15 protein-coding genes are annotated in these 18,804 nt (G+C 71.4%); 2 read left to right on the top strand and 13 right to left on the bottom strand.

The window, feature by feature from the left end:
* Positions 1–14: 14 nt before the first annotated feature.
* The 5 genes from ACTRO_RS47665 to ACTRO_RS33335 all read right to left on the bottom strand — a co-directional run bounded on the left by ACTRO_RS47665 (position 15) and on the right by ACTRO_RS33335 (position 7,899).
* Positions 15–2,537, bottom strand: a complete 2,523-nt coding sequence (locus ACTRO_RS47665) for a hypothetical protein (RefSeq protein ID WP_157436588.1) — start codon at positions 2,535–2,537, stop codon at positions 15–17.
* Positions 2,538–2,747: 210 nt separating this feature from the next.
* Positions 2,748–3,233, bottom strand: a complete 486-nt coding sequence (locus ACTRO_RS33350; protein WP_051452565.1) for an NUDIX domain-containing protein — start codon at positions 3,231–3,233, stop codon at positions 2,748–2,750.
* 103 nt (positions 3,234–3,336) lie between these two features.
* Entirely contained in the window at positions 3,337–5,166 is a 1,830-nt protein-coding gene (locus ACTRO_RS33345; protein ID WP_051451763.1) for an ABC transporter ATP-binding protein, read from the bottom strand.
* Positions 5,163–7,004 (bottom strand): ABC transporter ATP-binding protein, encoded by a 1,842-nt coding sequence (locus ACTRO_RS33340; protein ID WP_051451762.1) that lies wholly within the window; start codon positions 7,002–7,004, stop codon positions 5,163–5,165. Before ACTRO_RS33340 ends, ACTRO_RS33345 begins: the two co-directional genes overlap by 4 nt.
* Before the next feature lie 82 nt (positions 7,005–7,086).
* A complete protein-coding gene (locus ACTRO_RS33335) occupies positions 7,087–7,899 on the bottom strand; it encodes an MBL fold metallo-hydrolase (RefSeq protein ID WP_051451761.1) in 813 nt (270 codons plus the stop codon).
* 96 nt (positions 7,900–7,995) lie between these two features.
* Between ACTRO_RS33335 and ACTRO_RS33330 the strand changes: the two genes are divergently transcribed.
* Both ACTRO_RS33330 and ACTRO_RS33325 read left to right on the top strand, forming a co-directional pair.
* Complete coding sequence (locus ACTRO_RS33330) at positions 7,996–8,952, top strand: GlxA family transcriptional regulator (protein WP_034277856.1); 957 nt, start codon at positions 7,996–7,998, stop codon at positions 8,950–8,952.
* A 112-nt stretch (positions 8,953–9,064) separates the two neighbouring features.
* Positions 9,065–9,835: a VOC family protein gene (locus ACTRO_RS33325; RefSeq protein ID WP_034269608.1), complete on the top strand. Its 771-nt coding sequence runs from the start codon at positions 9,065–9,067 to the stop codon at positions 9,833–9,835.
* Positions 9,836–9,971: 136 nt separating this feature from the next.
* Here ACTRO_RS33325 and ACTRO_RS33320 read toward each other — a convergent pair whose 3' ends face one another.
* From ACTRO_RS33320 to ACTRO_RS33285, 8 genes are all read right to left on the bottom strand, one after another.
* The gene (locus ACTRO_RS33320) at positions 9,972–12,662 is read right to left on the bottom strand and encodes a DEAD/DEAH box helicase (protein WP_245594570.1); all 2,691 of its coding nucleotides are present in this window, start codon (positions 12,660–12,662) and stop codon (positions 9,972–9,974) included.
* A 286-nt stretch (positions 12,663–12,948) separates the two neighbouring features.
* Complete coding sequence (gene tatC / locus ACTRO_RS33315) at positions 12,949–13,842, bottom strand: twin-arginine translocase subunit TatC (protein WP_051451759.1); 894 nt, start codon at positions 13,840–13,842, stop codon at positions 12,949–12,951.
* A gap of 2 nt (positions 13,843–13,844) precedes the next feature.
* The gene (locus ACTRO_RS33310; protein ID WP_034269605.1) at positions 13,845–14,069 is read right to left on the bottom strand and encodes a twin-arginine translocase TatA/TatE family subunit; all 225 of its coding nucleotides are present in this window, start codon (positions 14,067–14,069) and stop codon (positions 13,845–13,847) included.
* A gap of 98 nt (positions 14,070–14,167) precedes the next feature.
* On the bottom strand, positions 14,168–14,371 hold the full coding sequence (locus ACTRO_RS33305) for a hypothetical protein (RefSeq protein WP_157436586.1): 204 nt from the start codon (positions 14,369–14,371) through the stop codon (positions 14,168–14,170).
* Between the two features lie 39 nt (positions 14,372–14,410).
* Positions 14,411–15,688: an MBL fold metallo-hydrolase gene (locus ACTRO_RS33300; protein WP_034269600.1), complete on the bottom strand. Its 1,278-nt coding sequence runs from the start codon at positions 15,686–15,688 to the stop codon at positions 14,411–14,413.
* 46 nt (positions 15,689–15,734) lie between these two features.
* Positions 15,735–16,490 (bottom strand): HAD family hydrolase, encoded by a 756-nt coding sequence (locus ACTRO_RS33295; protein ID WP_034269597.1) that lies wholly within the window; start codon positions 16,488–16,490, stop codon positions 15,735–15,737.
* A 39-nt stretch (positions 16,491–16,529) separates the two neighbouring features.
* A complete protein-coding gene (locus ACTRO_RS33290) occupies positions 16,530–17,438 on the bottom strand; it encodes a carbohydrate ABC transporter permease (RefSeq protein ID WP_084316700.1) in 909 nt (302 codons plus the stop codon).
* A gap of 2 nt (positions 17,439–17,440) precedes the next feature.
* Complete coding sequence (locus ACTRO_RS33285; RefSeq protein WP_157436585.1) at positions 17,441–18,790, bottom strand: extracellular solute-binding protein; 1,350 nt, start codon at positions 18,788–18,790, stop codon at positions 17,441–17,443.
* Between the last annotated feature and the right edge of the window lie 14 nt (positions 18,791–18,804).

Genomic DNA, 18,804 nt, shown 5'->3' with positions numbered 1-18,804 from the left:
GGGCAATGCCCTGATCACTTCCAGGTGATCGAGTCGCCGAGGAACTTCATGTCCGCGGCGCTCAGCCCGCTCTTCGACGTGTTGTCGTCGTTGTACCAGGTGACGTCGCCGTCGTCCTGGATCAGGTAGACCGAGCTGCCCGCGGCCAGCGGGTCGGGCACGACGCCGATGGCCTCCCAGGCGGCGGTGGGGGCCGGGGTCGGCACCGTCACCGCGTCCTTGACCGGGGCGTCGCCGGCGACGCCGTCCCACGAGTAGAGCGCGGCCTGGTCGTTGTCGCCGTCGGAGGTGCCGGCCAGGATGACGTACTGGTTGTCCGCGTTCTTCCGGATGTCGCGGAAGCCGAGGCCGCCGAGGTTCATCTCGATCGCGCTGCCGAAGGTCGCCGTGCCGGCGCTGCCGGTGACCAGCGCGTCCAGGTTGGTGACCGGGATGATCAGCGCGTTCGTGCGGGACGAGGTGGTCTCCAGCGGCGCGCGGAAGGCGAAGTACGCGGTGGTGTTGTTCGGCGCGAACTCGAGCCCTTCGAGGTTGAACCCGGAGGTGGTCTTCGGGTCCGTGCCGCTGCCGGTGGAGGAGGACAGGCCGAGCGCGTTGCCGTTCGACTTGTCCCAGTTGATCATGTCGGTGCGCAGACCGGTGTAGGCGCCCACGTAGCTCAGGCTGGTGGAGGCGCCGGTGCCGGTGATGTCGGTGGCGAACACGGTGCTGCGCTCGGGGGCCGCGTTGCCGCTGTTCGTGTTGCTCATCGAGCCGGTCCAGTAGATGCGGTTGCCGATCTTGGCCGCGGCCTCGATGTCGACCTCGTCGGTGCCGTAGGGCAGCTTCGAGGTGAAGTCGAAGGTCTTGACCGGCTGGGTCACGCCGTGCTGGTAGAGGTAGAGCACGTCGGTCTCGTCGTCGCCGATGAGGAAGTAGCCGTTGCCGGCGTCGATCATCGCCGAGGCGTTGCCGATGCCGGAGTAGTAGTCGGCGGACGGGTCGGACGAGTCGGCGAGGGAGGCGGCGTACGAGATCGTCGTCGTGGCCGTGCCACCGCCGGTGGCGGTGGCCGTGATGGTGATCGTCGAGTAGCCGGCCGCGGCCGGCGTGACCGTCAGGGTGCGGGTGGCGCCGGTGCCGGAGAAGACCATGCCGGTGCTCGGCACGACGCTCGTCTTGGACGACTTGGCCGTCAGGGTGACCGCCGCGGCGCCGTAGTAGGCGTCGCCGACCGTGATGGTCGCGGTCGGGTTCTTGGTGTTGGACACGGCGCCCAGCAGCGTGGACGGGGTCGCCGAGACGGTGGGCGTCTTGCTGCCTGAGGGCGACGGCGACGCGGAGGCGCTGGCCGAGGCAGAGGCCGAAGCCGACGCGCTGGCCGAAGCGGAGGCCGAAGCCGACGGCGACGCGGAAGCGGACGCCGAAGCCGAGGCGCTGGCGGCGGCGCCGCCGCTCGGGGCGAAGGCGACGCCGCGGAAGGCCTCCTTGGAGGCGGCGGTGGCGAGCGTCGTCACCGAGCCGGACATGCTCGCGCCGGCGCCGGCGGTGTCAGTGACCTTCGAAAGGGTGCCGCTGGTGCCGGAGGAGCCGCTGCCGGTCGCGTACAGCACGACCTGGCCGCCGACCACCGAACCGGTCAGGTCCACCACGCTCGACAGGCTCTTGCTGCCCTCGGCCTTCCAGCTGCCGCTGACCAGCGAGAACTTCTCGATCTTGCCGCCGGAGTTGTCCGAGACGTAGAGCGTGTCCGGGGTCGAGCCGCCGGACAGGCTCAGCAGCACGGCGCTGTACGGGTCGCCGCTGCCCTCCGGGCTGCCCGGCAGGTTGGCCAGGGACTGGCCGGAGCCGGTCGGGGTGCCGCTGCCCACGGTCGAGACGCCGATGCCGCTCTTGGACGAGGTGGTGTAGAGCTGTCCGTCCACGACCTCGATCTGGCGCACGTTCGAGCTGTTGACCTGGGTGTAGGAGCTCGAACCGAGGGTCGTGTAGCCGATTCCCTCGTTCGCGCCGGAGACCCAGATGCCCGTGCCGTCGGTGCTGGTGGCGCCGCGCACGTTGTTGCCGTCGGCGAAGCCGCCGAGCATCGTCGAGGTGTCGACGGTGCCGTCGCCGCCGACCCGGGCGACGGTGACGTCGTCCGTGCTCGCGACGCTCGAGGTGCCCACGGCCTGGTGGTAGCCGGGGGCGAGCAGGTAGCGGCCGTCCGCGGAAAGGGTGAGCTCGCCCTCCGAGGCCGCGCTGCCCGAGCCGGTCAGCTCGTGCGCCGCGCCGCTGTCCGCGGTGGGCAGCTCGATCGAGGTCACGAGCGAGCCGGAGGTGTTGTACTCGTCGAGGAACACCGGCACGGCGGCGCTGCCGAGCGAGCTGCTGCCGTCGCCGACGCGGTAGACCACGAGGTCGCCGGCGGTCAGGGCGGTGGTGCTGCTCGCGTTGGCGACCACCGGCACGACGACCGCGCCGACCACGAGCGTGCTCGCGAGGACCGCGCCGAGGGCGGCGCGGCGGCGGGTGAGGCGGGAGGGGGCGGGCTGGGAGGCTGGGACTCTTCCAGTCACAGAGATCTGCTGCCTTTCAGCGGCGTGAGAAACCGCCGTGGGATTCGAGATCCGCCACGGCGGCGTCGAGGGCGTGGACACAAACGACGACACTGTTTCCACGCCAGGTGTCGTGCGGATGAACCACGCCCGTCCGCGCGCCGCCCGACAGCCGACGAAATGAGCCTGCTGCATTGTCCGGGTGGCGGATCATCCCGTTTCAGGCCGGATTCACTTGCCGTGCAACAGGAGATAGCCGTAGCACGCGAGCGTCTGCGCGTCCTGGATCGTGCCGTCGCGCATCATCTTCTCCACCTCGGCCCGGGGGAAGAAGCCGAGGCGCATGTCCTGCTCCTCGGGCTCGCGCTCGACCTCGCCCCGGGTCAGCCCGGTGGCCAGGTAGACGTGTCCGCTCTGCGAGGAGAATCCGGGCACGCAGTACATCTCGCCGAGCAGCTCCCAGCGCTCGGCCCGCAACCCGGCCTCCTCCAGCAGTTCCCGCCGGGCGAGCTCGAGCGGGTCGCCCATGCGCCGGTCCGGATACGTGCCCATGGGGAACTCCCAGGAGCGCTTGCGCACCGGGTAGCGGTACTGCTCGACCAGCCAGAACCCGTCGTTCTCGTACGGGACCACGACCGCGTAGTTGCCCTTGTCCACCACGCTGTAGATCCCGCTCGAGCCGTCCGTGCGCTCGATCGCGTCCTCGCGCACCTGCATCCACGGGTTCTCGTACACGACCCGACTCGACAGGGTCCTGATATCAGCCGTCGGCGGTCCGCCCTCGATGTCGATCACAGGCCCACGGTAGCGCCTGCGCCCGTCATGAGGCACTGTACGCCGCCGCCTGGAGCCCGTAGAGGTCCGCGTACCGGCCGCCGGGCCGGTCCACCAGCTCCTCGTGCCGGCCCGCCTCGACGACCTTCCCGTCCGCCAGCACCAGGATCAGGTCGGCCCCGGCGACGGTGGAGAAGCGGTGCGAGACGATCACGGTGACCGCTCCGGTGCGCCGGGACAGTCCACGCGCCCGGCGCATGTAGCGCTCGAAGATCTCCTGCTCGCTCGGCGCGTCCAGGGAGGCGGTGGGCTCGTCCAGCACGAACAGCAGCGGCTGGGTGCGCATGGAGGCGCGGGCCAGCGCCGCCTTCTGCCACTGGCCTTCGCTCAGGTCCACTCCCCCGGTCTCGACGCCGAGTTCGGTGTCCATACCCTGCGGAAGCCGCTCGACCAGTTCCTGCGCGTTGGCCTCGGCGACCGCGGCGGCGACGGCCGTGCGGTCGTCGAGCCGCGGCAGGTCGCCGAAGCCCACGTTGCGCGAGAAGAGCGTCTTGAACCGGCCGAAGTCCTGGAACGCGGCGGCCGAGCGCTCCCGCCAGGCGTCGGTGTCCAGATCGGCCAGGTCGACCCCGTCGATCAGGATCCGGCCCGAGTCCGGGCAGTAGAACTTGTTCAGCAGCTTGACCAAGGTGGTCTTGCCGGAGCCGTACTCGCCGACGATGGCGACCACCGAGCCCGGCGGGATGGACAGGCTCACCCCGTCCAGCGCCGTGCGGTCGGTGCCGGGATACGTGTAGGTCACGTCGTCGAACACGATGCCCTCGGACAGCACGTCCGGCGGCGAGTCCGTGCCCTGCGCCCGCGCGCGCTCCTCGGCCACGTAGGAGCGCAGCCAGAGGTACGGAGCGACCACGCGGCCGGCCGCGGCCGCTCCGACGGACTCGGCGACAGTGCCCTGCAACGCCCCGCGCAGCGTGGTCGCGACGGTGATGGAGAGCACGATGTCGCCGATGCTGCCGTGCCCGTGCGCGGCCCGGTAGACCACCAGCCAGAGCGCGGCGACGAAGCCGAGGGCGAACAGGATCCATCCGGCCAGCTTCCAGATCGCCGCGCGCACCTGGGCCTGGAACCGGCCTTCGGCGGCCTTGTCCCAGGCGGCCCGCTGCAGCCGGGCGATCTCGGTGCCGGAGCCGGCCACCCGGATCTCCTTGCCCGAGCCCGGGTCCGTGGCCACCTCGAACAGGTGGCGCTGCAGCCGGAACTGCTCGGCCGTGTCGGTCTCGGCCTTGATCACGCCGCGTTTGCCGATCCGCTCAAACCACAGCGGCACGCCCGCGAACACCAGCAGGCTCATCAGCCACGGGTCGAGGGTGCCGAGCAGCAGCAGGGTGACACCGAGCTGCAAGACGGTGAAGCACACCCGGACGGCGGCGAGGAACCCGTACATCAGGTTCCAGCTGCCGTAGGAGGCGATGGTGAGCCGGTCCAGGAAGTCGGTGCGCTCCAGATGCTCGATGCCCTCGAGCGTGGCGACGTTCCGGTGCACCTGCGGCATCAGATCGAGCAGCGCCACCCGCTCCACCACGTAGATCGTGGAACCGCCGACCACCGCACCGCAGAACATGCTGCTGGCACAGGCGAGTGCGACCACGAGGCCGGCCACGGCCGCGGCCCGCGCCTGGCCCGCGATGGCGTCGTTCACGGCCGCGCGCATGCCCAACGCGATGGCGGCGGTCAACCCCACCTGGGCCGCCTGCAGGCCGACGATGAGCGCGAACCGGGCGGGCATCCGCTTCCAGGCCAGGTGCAGCATTTCGGCGGCGAGGCCGAAATAGGCGCGGCGGGAGACCCGCGGCGAGTACTCCTCGGACGTCACAGCAGCTCCCCTTCCTCGATGTGGTCCTCGAACCCGGCCCGGAACCGCTCGGCCTGGATGGCGAACATCCGGGCGTACTCGCCGCCGCGGGCGATCAGCTCGTCGTGCGAGCCGCTCTCGGTGATCCGGCCCCCGTCGAGCAGCACGATCCGGTCGGCGTAGCGGACCGTGGAGAGGCGGTGCGAGATCAGCACGATGCTCGCGCCGCCGCGGCGCTCGGCCAGGCGTTGGAAGACGTCGAACTCGGTGCGCACGTCGAGATGCGCGGTCGGCTCGTCCAGCACGAGCAGCTTCGCGCCCTTGTGCAGCGCGTAGAGGGCCCGGGTCAGCACCAGCTGCTGCCATTGGCCACCGGACAGGTCGACGCCGCCGGTGCGGGCGCGGGCCAACGGCGTGTCCCAGCCGTCTGGCAGCCGGGCCAGCACCTCGCCGAAGCCGGCCTCTTGCGCCGCGAGCTCCAGCTCCTCCCGGTCCGGGGCCAGACCGCCCCGGCCCAGCAGCACGTTCTCGGCCGCGCTCAGCTGGTACTTCACGAAGTCCTGGAACACCACCGAGATCCGGGCGCGCCAAGCCGCGTGGCCGTAGTCGGCGATGTCGACGCCGTCGGCGGTGATCCGGCCGGAGGTCGGGGTGTAGAGCATCGACAGGAGTTTGATGAGGGTGGACTTGCCCGCGCCGTTCAGGCCCACGAGGGCGAGCAGCTCGCCGGGCTTGATCTCCAGATCGATCTCGTCCAGCACGGTGCGCTCGGTGCCCGGGTAGCGGAAACCCAGGCCCTCGAAGCGGATCAGCGGCACCCGGTCGGGCAGTCCGTCGACGGGCGCGGCCTCCGTGGCGGCGGCGGTGGCTTCGGGCTCTGCGAGCGCCTCACGCAGCGCGCCGTACGCGGTCAGGCATTCGCCCGCGGAGACCACCGAGATGACGCTGTCGTTCCAACCCATGGCCTGGAAGATGGACCATCCCGCGGCCAACACCGCGGACTCGACCGCCACCGTGGTGCGGCCGGTGGCGGCGTCGTGGCCGACCACGGCCAAGGCGATGGAAAAGGGAATGCCGACGATCACCAGCGCCCACCACTCGTCCTTGGCGGTGAGCTTGGCCCAGATCGGGGTGAAGGCGCGGACCGCGTGCTCGCGGATGGCGTCGGCGATCCAGTCGCCGAGTCCGTAGACCCGGATGTCCTTGCTGGTGCCCGGATCGTTCGCGGTGCTCTCCCACATGCTGCCGCGCCGCATGTGCGGGTAGGAGGCCCGCCAGTTGAGCATGAAGGCGCGGTTGCGCCGGGCCAGCGTCAGACCCTGGATCAGGGCCGGTATCAGCACCAGCGGCACCAGCCACCAGGCGAAGCGGGCCAGCACCGCACAGGCGCCGAGCACGCCGAGGAGCATCGCGGTGATCTGGGCCAGGCCGGCGAAGCCGGTGCCGGGGGTGCGCTCGGTCCAGTTCTTCGGGTCCGCCCGGGCCGCGCGCAGCAGGCGCTGCGTCTCCGGGTCCTCGAGCCGGTCCACGGTCGGGCTGTTGGCCGCCAGCTCGGTGATCCGGGCCCGGTGCGCGCCGTCGATCCGGGCGACGGCCAGGAACAGCAGCGGCTCCGCCGCCGCGTCGGCGGCGTGCCCGATCCCGAGGACCAGCGCGAAGACCGCCAGCGGCACGGTGGCGGCGGCCAACAGCGTCGAGGGCACGGCGTGCTGGATCCGGCCGATCAGCAGCGCGGTGGCCACGGCGATACCCGCCGGAGCTAGGTTCTGCAGCAGCAGGAGGAAGCCGAGACCGGCGAGCAGCCGACCCCCGGCGTCGCGCGAACAGCGCGCGAGTCCTCGGATCGTTAGGACCGACAAGAGCTTCCTCACTGCGAGACCGGGTGCGGGCGCCGTCCATGCTGGCGTTCCTCGCGCTCCCGCGCCACTGCTTTTCCGCAGTTCAGAGCCCGAACAGCTGCCCGTGGCGGGTGTCCGGCAGCAGATCGCGGCGCCCGGCCTTGTCGAACGCGGCTTCGACGGCCGGGTAGTCCTCGGAGAAATGCGCCCAGCTGTCGCAGTGCAGAACGACGGCACGCCGGCTCCCGAGGATCCGGGCGGCCTCGGCGGCCTGGGCCGAATCCAGGGTCAGCGGCGCGCCGTCGAACACCGCCGGCACCCGCGCGCCGCCGGCGAAGATCACCGCGTGCTCGATCGGGCCGAACCGGCGGGCGACCTCCTCGACCAGCTCGAGCGAGGCGTTGTCGCCGCTGACGTAGACGCTCGGCAGATCCGGGGCCTGCGCCAGGAATCCGATCACCTGGCCGCTGACCGGCTCGCAGCCGGCCGGACCGTGCTGGGCCGGCAGGGCCGTGATCCGCAGAATGCCGCCGTCCGGCCGGGTCAGCTCGTACGCCTCCCAGGGCGCGAGCCCTCGGGCCGTCACGGCGGGGTCCGACGCGTTCAGCCGTTCGGCGCCGGAGGTGGTGGTGAGCACGAGCGGGACCTCCGCGAGCAGGGCCCGGCCGGACCGGTCGAGATTGTCCGGGTGCTGATCGTGCGAGAGCAGCACGGCGTCTATGCGGCCGAGGGCTTCGGGCCCGAGCACCGCGGGCTCTGTCTTGGTCAGCGAGGCGCCCGAGCTGGAGACGTAGTGCCCCGGCTCGTCGAAGGTCGGATCGGTCAGCAGGCGCAGCCCGCCTATCTCGATCAGCGCGGTGGGGCCGCCGGTGGACAGCAGGCGGACGACGGCGGCGGTCTCGGTCTGGTTCGTCATGTCCTCGATCATGGCAGCGGCACCGGGCCGCGGACAGTGGCGGGAAAGGCTCGTATCGATGAGATACCGACAGTCGGACCATGCCATGATGTGGTCATGCGACGCATCGCCCTGCTGGTCATGGACGGTGTCCGGATGTTCGACATATCCGTGGTCACCGAGGTCTTCCGCAACGATCGCCTGGCCGGCGGCGCAGACGTGTTCGACCTGCGCACGTGCGGGATCGACCGCGAACCGGTGACGCTCGAGCACGGCGCCGGCATGACGGCGCGCCAGACCCTGTCCTGGCTGCGGGAGGCCGACCTCGTCATCGTGCCCGGAGTCACCTCGCCCACGGCACCGTTCCCCGAGCCGGTACTCCGGGCCCTGCGCTCCGCCCACGGCCGCGGCACTCCGGTCGCAGCGCTCTGTCTCGGCGCGTTCGTGCTGGCCCAGGCCGGACTGCTCGACGGCCGACGCGCCGTCACCCACTGGCACGCCACCGCGCTGCTGGGCCTGCGCCATCCCCTGGTCAAGGTCGAGCCGAGCGCCCTCTACATCGAAGACGACAACGTGTGGACATCGGCGGGCGTGGCCGGCGGCATCGATCTGTGCCTGCACCTGGTGAGGCTCGGCCACGGCGCGGAGACCGCCGCCGCCATCGCCCGGGCCATGGTCGTCGCGCCCTACCGGACGGGCGATCAGGCGCAGTTCGTGGACGAACCCATCCCCGTGCGCGACGAGGTCGACGACCTGCTCTCGGCCGTCCGCACGCGGGCGCTGACCGAGCTGGAGCAGCCGCTGACCGTGCCCCGGCTCGCCGGGTGGGCCGGGCTGTCCGAGCGGACCTTCGCCCGCCGCTTCCTCGCCACCACCGGCACCACGCCCGCGCAGTGGCTGATCGGCCAGCGCGTGCTGCGCGCGCAGCGGCTGCTCGAGCAGACCGATCTGCCGATGGACCGGATCGCGGCCGAGTCCGGCTTCGGCAGCCCGGTGACGCTGCGCCAGCACTTCGTCGAGCGGGTCGGCCTCGCCCCGCGCGACTACCGCCGTTCCTTTCGCCGGACCGGCTGAGCCAACCGAGCGGCCGAACCTCCGATTCGCCACCCGGCGCCGACTGGCGGGCGCCAGGGCGCGCAGGTTAGGTGGATAACGGCCAACTAGTCGGCTTACGAGAGGCTTTGCCATGAAGGTCACCGAGATCTCCCCCGGCTCCCCCTGCTGGACCCAGCTGAGCACGTCCGACGTGGAGGCCGCGAAGAAGTTCTACGGCCAGCTGTTCGGCTGGACCGCCGAGACCGACCCGCGGCCCGAGGTCGGCGGCTACACCACCTTCCAGCTCGACGGCGCCCCGGTCGCGGCGGTCGCCCCGCTGATGGATCCGCGCCAGCCGATCCGCTGGATGCTCTCCTTCGAGAGCAAGGACATCGACGCCACCACCGCCGCGGCCAAGAAGGCCGGCGCGCAGGTGTGGATGGAGCCGATGGACGTGCTCGACATCGGCCGCTGGTCGCTGCTGAGCGACCCGACCGGCGCCGCGTTCAGCCTGTGGCAGGCCGGCAAGTTCGCCGGCTTCGGCGTGGTCGAGGAGCCGAACACCTTCGCCTGGATCGACCTGGCCACCCGGGACCGGGCCGGCGCGCTGAAGTTCTACCGGGACGTGTTCGGCTGGGAGGTCACCGACGACCCGACCTACCCGCAGGTCGGGCTGAACGGCAAGCAGTTCGGCGGGGTGATGGACATGGGTGCCGACTTCCCGGACGAGATGCCCGCGCACTGGAACCCGTTCTTCCTCGTCACCGATGTGGACGCGGTCGCGGAAAAGGCCAAGCAGCTCGGCGGTGGGATCCTGCACGGCCCCGAGGACACCCCGATGGAGCACGGCCCGCGCATCGCCGTCCTGCACGACGGCCAGAGCGCGCCCTTCGGCATCTTCTCCACCCAGCGAAAGTCCTGACGCGTCGCGCATGCTCCGGCGTCATGTTCCACGTGGAACATTATGCGTTCTCTTGCATGATGTTCCACGTGGAACATGACGCCGACGGCCCGAGTCCGTGAGGGACTCGGGCCGCTTGCTGCGTGCTTCCGGCTGCTCAGGTCATCGAGGTGTAGGCCACCACGCCACGGCGGATCAGGCCCACCGCGCTGCGCGCGGACTCGCGCACCCCGGAGGCCTGGTCGCCCGCGGCCGCGTCGGCGATCTGGCCGAGCAGGTCGATCAGCTGCTTGCACCAGCGCACGAAGTCGCCCGCGGGCAGCCCGACCTCGTCGAGCACGTCCTCGAGCCGGTGCCCGCTGGCCCAGCGGTAGGCCGCCCAGGCGAAGCCGGTGTCCGGCTCGCGCTGGAAGTCGAGGTCGTAGTCGCCCTCGATGGAGTGGGTGTCCAGCCAGATCCGCATGGTCCGCTCGATCGCCTCCCGGGCCGGGCCCTTGGGCACCCGCGGCGGCGGCGCGTCGTCGCTGATCCGGGCCTCGTAGACGAGCAGCGAGGCGGCGCAGGCCAGATCGGCCGGACCGAGCCCGTCCCACACGCCCTCGCGCAGGCACTCGGCCGCCACCAGGTCCAGCTCGGAGTAGATCCGGGCCAGCCGGCGGCCCGGATCGGTCACCCGCTCCCCGTCCAGGTACCCGAGCACGGTGAGCACCGAGCAGACCCGGTCGAAGGTGCGGGCGATCGAGTTGGTGCGGCCGCGCACCCGCCGCTCGAGCTGGTCGGTCTCCCGCTGCAGGCGCCAGTAGCGCTCGGCCCAGCGGGCATGGTTCTCCCGGTCCTCGCAGCCGTGGCACGGGTGGCGGCGGAGGGCAGCCCGCAGCCGGGAGATCTCCGCGTCGTCCGCGGCGTCGGCCCGCTGCCGGCGCGGCCGGGTCGGCTTGACCCCCTCGGCCCCGGCCTTGGTCCGCAGTGCGGAGGCCAGGTCCCGGCGCGACTGCGGGGACTTCGGGTTGAACGACTTCGGGATGCGCATCCAGCCCTGCGGCTCCACCGCCACCGGGAAGTCCAGCATGGACAGCCGCGCCACCTGGCGCTCGGCGGTCAGCACCAGCGGGCGCGGGCCCTCCTTGCCGGTGTCCAGCCCGGGGTCGAGCACCACCGCGAGCCCGGACCGGCGCCCGGCCGGCACGGTGATGATGTCGCCCACCTTGAGCGCCTCGACCGCGGAGGCCGCGGCGGCCCGGCGGGACGCGGAGTTCTGCCGGGACAGCTCGGCCTCGCGGTCCGACAGCGCCCGGCGAAGGCCGGCGTACTCCTCGAAGTCGCCCAGGTGGCAGGTCATCGACTCCTTGTAGCCCGCGAGCGCCTCGGTGTTGCGGCGCAGCTGCCGGGTCAGCCCGACCACCGCGCGGTCCGCCTGGAACTGCGCGAACGAGCTCTCCAGCAGCGCCCGGGCGCGCGCGGTGCCGACCTGGCCGACCAGGTTCACGGCCATGTTGTAGGACGGCTTGAAGGACGAGCGCAGCGGATAGGTGCGGGTCGAGGCCAGGCCGGCCAGCGCCCGCGGGTCGAGTCCGGGGCGGTAGAGCACCACGGCGTGGCCCTCGATGTCGATGCCGCGCCGCCCGGCCCGGCCGGTCAGCTGGGTGTACTCGCCCGGGGTGACGTCGACGTGCGCCTCCCCGTTCCACTTCACCAGCGACTCGAGCACCACCGAGCGGGCCGGCATGTTGATCCCGAGCGCCAGGGTCTCGGTCGCGAACACCGCCTTGACCAGGCCCTGGACGAACAGCTCCTCGACGATCTCCTTGAACGTGGGCAGCATCCCGGCGTGGTGCGCGGCCACTCCGCGCTCGAGCCCGTCCAGGAAGTCGTGGAAGCCCAGGACGTTGAGGTCCTCGCGCGGGATGTCGGCGGTGCGGGCGGTCACGTGCGCGCGCACCCGCAGCCGCTCGTCCTGGCCGAGCAGCCGGATGTTGGAGCGCAGGAACTGCTGGACCGCGCCCTCGCACCCGGCGCGGGAGAAGATGAAGGTGATGGCGGGCAGCAGACCCTCGGCGTCGAGCCGCTCGACCACGTCCACCCGGCTCGGCAGCCCGGACCGGCCGCGGCCGACCCCGGCCGAGCGCCCCCGCCGGCCGCTGCCGGGCGCGCGCTCCTCCATCCGGCAGAAGCGCACCAGCTCCGGGTTGACCCGCGCGGCGTCCGGGGTCTCCGGGTCCACCCCGTTGTAGAGGTCGAAGATCCGGCCGCCGGCCAGCACGTGCTGCCAGAGCGGGACCGGCCGGTGCTCGGAGACGATGATCGTGGTCTGGCCGCGCACGGTCTCGAGCCACTCGCCGAACTCCTCGGCGTTGGACACGGTGGCCGAGAGGGAGACCAGCTGCACCGACTCGGGCAGGTGGATGATCACCTCTTCCCACACCGCGCCGCGGAAGCGGTCGGCCAGGTAGTGCACCTCGTCCATGACCACGAAGCCGAGGCCGTCGAGGGCGCTGGAGCCGGCGTAGAGCATGTTGCGCAGCACCTCGGTGGTCATCACCACCACCGGCGCGTCGCCGTTGATCGAGTTGTCCCCGGTGAGCAGGCCGACGTTGGCCGCGCCGTGCCGCCTGACCAGGTCGGCGTACTTCTGGTTCGACAGGGCCTTGATAGGGGTGGTGTAGAAGCACTTGCGCCCGCGCTCGAGCGCGAGGAAGACGGCGTACTCCCCCACCACGGTCTTGCCGGCGCCGGTCGGGGCCGCCACCAGCACCCCGTGGCCCTCGTCCAGCGCGGCACAGCCCTGGACCTGGAACTCGTCGAGCCCGAACGGGTAGAGAGCGGAGAACTGTGGGAACGGCGAGGCCATGCACCTCATCCTAGGGCAACGGTCCGACAGAGGGAGATCGATTTCCGCGCCGCCCGGGCGGCCCACGGCCGCCATCCGGACCCTGATCCACCCCGCCGCGCCCGCGCACGTAGCTCACCCGCGCCCCGCCAGCTCGAGACCCGCACCGAAGTCTTGGTCCGGCGGCGTCGACGGCTGAACCGGACGCCACCGGCTCTGAGTACATGCCCGGCCGGGTGCGCGCTCACACCCGGCCCGAGCCGCCGATACCGGCGGCATCCGGCCAGCTACCTGCGGTGATGTAGTACTACAGGATGTCCTCGAGCGACTCGGCCTGCTCGATCGGGGCCGGCGAGAGGTCCAGATCGGTGGCCTCGTCCGGCGAGAGGTTCGCGCCCGGCATGGACGCGCGCTTGCGGGCCCGGCGCCGGTCGTTGATCTCGGAGACGCCCACCGCGGCGAAGTAGAGCACACAGATCGGGAGGGCGAGCGCGCTCATGCCGAACGGGTCGCCGGTGGGCACCGCCACCGCGCCGAAGACGAAGATCGCCAGCACGATGATGCGCCAGTGCTTGCGCATCGCCTTGGAGCTGAGGATGCCGATGAAGTTGAACAGCACCAGCACCAGCGGCAGGACGAAGGCGACGCCGAAGACCGTCATCATCTGCAGACAGAAGGTCATGTACTGGCTGGCGTCGAGCATGGTCGAGGCGCCGGCGCCGTTCAGGAAGGTCAGTAGCACCTTCATGATGACCGGGAAGAGGAAGTAGCAGACCACCACGCCGCCGACGAACAGCGGCACCGCGGCGCCGATGAAGGCGAGGCTGTACTTCTTCTCCTTCTTGTACAGGCCCGGCGCGAGGAACGCCCAGACCTGGTAGAGCCAGACCGGGCTGCCGATCACCACGCCGCAGTACATAGCGATCTTGAAGGACAGGTTCACCTGCGCGGTGGCGCCGCTGAAGACCAGCGCGCCGTCCGGGCACTCGGCGTTCTTCCGGCCCACGCCGGAGAGCCCCTGGATGTTGCACACCGGGTTCTCGAGCGTGTGCAGGATGTGGCTGCGGAAGACGAAGCCGATGACCGCGCCCAAGAGGATGGCGAGGGCGGCCTTCATCAGCCGGTTGCGCAGTTCCCGGATGTGCTCGCCGAGCGGCATCCGCGCGGCGTCGTCCGCCGAGCGCCCAGCCTTGCCTGCCACGTTTACGTGCCTGCCTGTCCGTCGCGTCGGGCTACAACATCCTCGGGCCGGGCCTCGACCACGCGCCGCTTGGGCAGCGGAACGTCGTCGCGCAGCGCCTGCGCCTCGGACTTGAGGATACGGCGCGCTCGGCCCAGATCACGCATCGCCCCGGGCAGCCGCTTCCAGCCGTAGAGCAGCAGGCCCACCACGACGATCAGGAAGAGAGACTCGGTACGCAGCAGCATCGGTTGCGCTTCCTCACTCGACTTCGGTCCGGTCCGGCGGGGGTCCGACCTGGCACTCCACTTGGCGCTCTCAACTTCCCAGCGATCGAGAGCCTTTGTCAACGGCGACGGGGTGACGATTCCGAGCCGAGCCGCTCGAGCGCCTCGGTCAGCGGCGTGACCTGCTCGCCGAGCAGCTTCCCGCTCGTTGCGAGCTGCCGGCTGAGCGCGAGACCTTCACGCCAGACCCGGAACGCGAAGGAGCCGATCACGACCAGGGCCACGAAGGCCAGGACCGAGAAGAGAAGGACCCAGAGCATCACGACGGACGAGCCTACCGCCTCGAGGCCGGTCCGGTCCGGCTACAGCGGCCGACCGGCGAAGTCGTAGGCCCGCGCGTAGTCCACCACGAGGCGCGCGGTGCTGCCGGTCGGGTGCACCCGGTAGGGGCTGAACGTGTGAATCGGGATCAGCACCTTGGGGTTGATGGTCCGGACGAACTCGTGCAGGTCGTCCTGGTAGGCGTGGCCGGAGCAGCCGATCCGGCGCAGCGGCAGGCCGAGCCGGGCCAGCCAGTCCACGAACAGCTGCCAGCGCGGCTCGAACGGGCCGAGCGGCTCGCCGTTCGCGTGCACGAAGACGCTGCCCGGCCCGAACGGTAGGTCCAGCATCCCGGGCAGGTCGTTCGGGTCGAGCTGCAGGACATAGGAGCCCGGCGCGGCCTGGATCTCGGCCAGGCCCACCTGCGCCGTGCTGGGCGCGTCCTCGACCCCGGCGGCGGCCAGGAACGCCGCGATGCGCTCGGGCCACACGATCCGGCGCCCGGCCGCCGCGGCGATCGCGGTGAACGCGCGCACCCGGTCCAGGTCCCTGGGGTAGACCGAGAGCATCACCAGGTCGGCGTTGCCCGCGAGCTCGGCCTCGAACAGGGCGTTCACGTCCGCCTCGGTGCGCAGCGGGTGGAACTCCTCCCAGCTGAGCGTGGTGCCCTCGGTGACCAGCACGTCGGCGCCGGCCACGGCCTCGGCGAAGCCCCAGGACCGCTCCGGGTGGTAGCCGTGGAAGCGGAAGTCGCCGGTGAAGGCGAGCACCCCGTCGCTGGTGACCACGCGGTAGGCGCTGGCGCCGGGCACGTCGTGGTCGACGTCGAAACGCTCCACCGTCATCGGGCCGACCCGCACCGGCTCGCCGAGCGGGACCGGGCGCCAGTCCGCCGCGCCCTGGAACACGCGCGGGCCCGGCAGCGCCTCGTCCGCCCGCGCCAGCGCGCCGAGCAGCCCGACCGTCTCGGCCGAGGCGTGCACCGGCACCTCCGGCCGCGCGAAGCCGACCAGCCCGACGTGGTCGATGTGCGGGTGGGTGACGAACAGCGCGGTCGGCTCGGCCGGTTCGGCCAGCCGGTCGCCCGGCGCGAGCGCGCCCGGGTCGAACAGGCCCGGGATCGCCGGGGCGGCGCCGACCCGCAGCCGGTCGGCCAGCTCCCGGCCGGGCCGCGGCGCGGCCGGGGCCCGGAACAGATCGCCGTCCTTCGGGATGTCCAGGCCCAGGTCCAGCAGGACCCGGTGCCCCCCGTCCCTGATCAGAACCTTGCTGGAGCCGATGACTCCGACCCCGCCCCAGAACTCCACGCTCGCCGACACCGTGTTACTTCCTCACTCGCTTCAACTCGCTGGACTCGTGGCCGAATCAGGCCGCGGACACGGCGGACTCGGGATCGGCGACCCAGCCGTGGATCACGGGCAGCAACTGCTCGGCGACGGGCGCAGTGGCCGTCGCGGGGCCGTCGGCTCGGCCGAACCGATCAATGTATCCCGTCGCGGCGCCGATCTCAACCGCCGGCTCGATCTCGTTGCGGTAGTGGTCGCCGAGGGAGAAGGCGCGCCAGGGCCGCGCGCCGCCCAGCGCGCCGAGCTCCCGGCGCAGCAGGCTTCTCATTCCGGTCGGCTTGGCCGCGTCCGGCACCACCTCGTCGAAGGCCTCTGCGAGGCCGAGCCGGTCGAGCAGCGGCCTGAGACCCTCCCGCGGGCTGTTGGTGGCCAGCACGACCCGTACGGCACCGCGCAGGTCGGCGATCGTGGCGAGCAGCGGCTTGACCACCTCGATCTCGCAGGACGGGTCGAGCATGTCCTGCCGGGCGCCGGCGAAGGCCGCCTCCACGGCGTCCGCGGAGGCGCCGAAGACGCGCTCGGCGAGCAGGTGCGCGGCGCCCCAGTGGTCGACCGACTCGCGCAGGGTCGCGGCCGCGACGGGGTCCGCGGCCGAGCCGGCCGCCGCCACGCCCTCGGCGAGGTAGCGCTCGAACAGGGCCAGGTAGTGCTCGGCCGCGAGCGGCTCCAGGCTCGCCGCGATCCGGCGGGCGTACGCACGGGCGGGGTCGTCACCTCGGTAGACGGTGCCGTCGAAGTCGAGGACCAGGAGCAGGTTATCGGTGTGGTCGTTCATTCGTGTGGACGCACATTTCCTCGAGCCGGTGAGCCGGGGCTACTTCACGGAGCCCGCGGCGGTCATCGCGCCGCGGATGAACTGCCGTTGCAGCAGCAGGAACACCAGCATGATCGGGACGGTGGTGAAACAGACGGCGGCGCTCATGGCGGACCAGTCCGTGCCGTTGTCGGTGGTGAACGCGGACAGGCCTACCTCGATCGGCTGCAGGTTCGGGTCGTTGACCATGACCTGCGGCCACAGGAACGCGTTCCAGGAGGCCACGAACACGTTGATGCCGATCAGCAGCAGCGCCGGGCGCACCGCCGGGATGCCGATGTGCCACAGGATGCGCAGCCGCCCGGCCCCGTCCACGGTCGCCGCCTCCATGATCTCCTGCGGCATGGTCAGGAAGAACTGGCGCACCAGGAAGATCCCGAACACGCTGGAGCCGAACGGGAGGATCTGCACCCAGTAGGTGTTGAGCAGGTGCAGCTGGCCGGCGACGACGTAGTCCGGGACGATCAGGGTGACGGTCGGGACCATCAGCACCGAGAGGATCACCGCCATCAGCACCTTGCGCCCGGGGAAGCGCAGCACGCCGAAGGCGAAGCCGGCCAGCACCGAGGTGACCAGGCACAGCAGCACGGTGCAGGCCGCGATGAACACGGTGTTGGCGAAGTAGCGCGGCCAGGCCGCCAGGTCCCAGGCGCGGGCGTAGTTCTGCCAGTGCCACTGCGGCACCAGGTTCAGCGGCCAGCTGGAGATCGAGGTGCCCTGCTGCACCGAGATGACGAACACCCAGTAGAACGGCACCAGGAACAGCAGGGCGAGCAACAGCGCGACCAGGCGGCGGGTCCAGGACCAGCCGCGCCAGGACCCGACCGGCTCGCCGGAAGCGCGGTGCGGCGCGCCGCCCCGGGGCTTGTGGCCCCGGGACGGCACGCGCGCGCTGAGCGGGAGGGTCATCCTCAGCTCTCTGCGCTCTTCTTGGACGCGCAGTCACTCTGCGCGGTCTGCAGGGCGGAGGCGGCGTCGGAGCCGCTCAGCGCCGAGGAGACGGCGGTCTGCAGATCGAGCTGGCAGGCGGTCGCCCAGCCGAACGGCGGGTCGACGAACGCGGTGTTCAGGTTGCCGATGGTCTGCTGGATCCACGGGTTGGCGGCCAGGTAGCTCGCGTCCATCGAGGACAGCGCCTGCGCGGTCACCGGGTAGTAGCCGATGCCCTCGGCCCAGGTGGCCTGGGCGGACGGGCCGGCCAGGTACTGCAGCAGCTCCCAGGCCGCAGCGCGCTGCTGCGGCGTCGCGGTCGAGTAGACCACCAGGTTCGCACCGGCCATCATCGAGTCGCCCGGCAACGCGGCGAACTCGAGGGTGTCGCCCTTGGGCGCCGCCTCGTAGGTGACGCCGGCCGACGAGGTGATGTCCTCGGCGCCGCTGCCGCCGGTCAGCGCGTCCTCGCCGGGGTAGAGGTCGGTGGTCGAGCCGCCGACCGCGACCGCGCCGTTGGCCTTCTCGGTCTGCAGGAACTTCAGCGCCTTGACCGCGTCGGCCGAGGTGAACTGCGGGGTGCCGCCGGCGGTGTAGAGCTGCCCGCCGTAGGTGGCCGCGATCTCCTCGAACAGGGTCTCGCCGCTGCCCTGCGGGTAGAGGGTGATGCCGGCGAACTTCGCGTTCGAGGTCTTCTCCTTGGCCGCCACCTTCTCCAGGTCCGAGGCCCACTCGTCCCAGGTGGTGGGCGCCGAGGTGATGCCGGCCGCGGTGAACTGGGTCTGGTTGATCGCCTGCAGCTGCAGCGACTTGCCCAACGGCCACATCCACAGGTTGCCGTCGGAGAGCTTCAGGTCGTTCTGCACGCCGGTGTAGAAGGTGGACAGCTCGGCCGGGCTGTTGCTCCCGGCCAGGTCCTTGATCGGCACGATCTTCTGGGCGGTGGCCCAGCTCTGCGCGTAGCTCTCGTAGGCCATGCCGATGGTCGGGGTGCTGCCCGCGGCCACCTCGGCGTCCTCCTTCTCGAACAGCGCCGTGTAGTTAGACGAGGCCTGCAGCTGGACCGTGATGTTCGGGTTCTGCTTCTCGAAGGCGTCCACCACCTTGGTGAGGGTGGCCAGCTGCGACTTGGTGCCGTACACCTCCTGGAAGGTGATGGTGACCGGGCCGGACACGGTCGGCAGCGGCGAGCTCGAGCTGGACGAGCCCGCGGTAGCCGCGGTCGATCCGCCGCCGGCGCAGGCGGAGGCCGCCAGGCCGAAGGCCGCGATGAGGGCAGCCCCGGCGGCCCGGCGGGACCGGGCACCGGCGAGTATGGCTGGGATTCGCATGATGAGCGCGTTCT

It is taken from the genome of Actinospica robiniae DSM 44927 (assembly GCF_000504285.1).
Lineage (GTDB): Bacteria > Actinomycetota > Actinomycetes > Streptomycetales > Catenulisporaceae > Actinospica > Actinospica robiniae.
This window is presented reverse-complemented; position numbering and strand designations above follow the sequence as displayed.

Bases quoted from the DNA above. Each gene is read 5' to 3' on its own strand.
- ACTRO_RS33350 (WP_051452565.1), bottom strand. From the start codon at position 3,233: ATGCAGGTGCGCGAGGACGCGATCGAGCGCACGGACGGCTCGAGCGGG.
- ACTRO_RS33335 (WP_051451761.1), bottom strand. From the start codon at position 7,899: ATGACGAACCAGACCGAGACCGCCGCCGTCGTCCGCCTGCTGTCCACC.
- ACTRO_RS33330 (WP_034277856.1), top strand. From the start codon at position 7,996: ATGCGACGCATCGCCCTGCTGGTCATGGACGGTGTCCGGATGTTCGAC.
- ACTRO_RS33325 (WP_034269608.1), top strand. From the start codon at position 9,065: ATGAAGGTCACCGAGATCTCCCCCGGCTCCCCCTGCTGGACCCAGCTG.
- ACTRO_RS33320 (WP_245594570.1), bottom strand. From the start codon at position 12,662: ATGGCCTCGCCGTTCCCACAGTTCTCCGCTCTCTACCCGTTCGGGCTC.
- ACTRO_RS33310 (WP_034269605.1), bottom strand. From the start codon at position 14,069: ATGCTGCTGCGTACCGAGTCTCTCTTCCTGATCGTCGTGGTGGGCCTG.
- ACTRO_RS33295 (WP_034269597.1), bottom strand. From the start codon at position 16,490: ATGAACGACCACACCGATAACCTGCTCCTGGTCCTCGACTTCGACGGC.
- ACTRO_RS33290 (WP_084316700.1), bottom strand. From the start codon at position 17,438: ATGACCCTCCCGCTCAGCGCGCGCGTGCCGTCCCGGGGCCACAAGCCC.
- ACTRO_RS33285 (WP_157436585.1), bottom strand. From the start codon at position 18,790: ATGCGAATCCCAGCCATACTCGCCGGTGCCCGGTCCCGCCGGGCCGCC.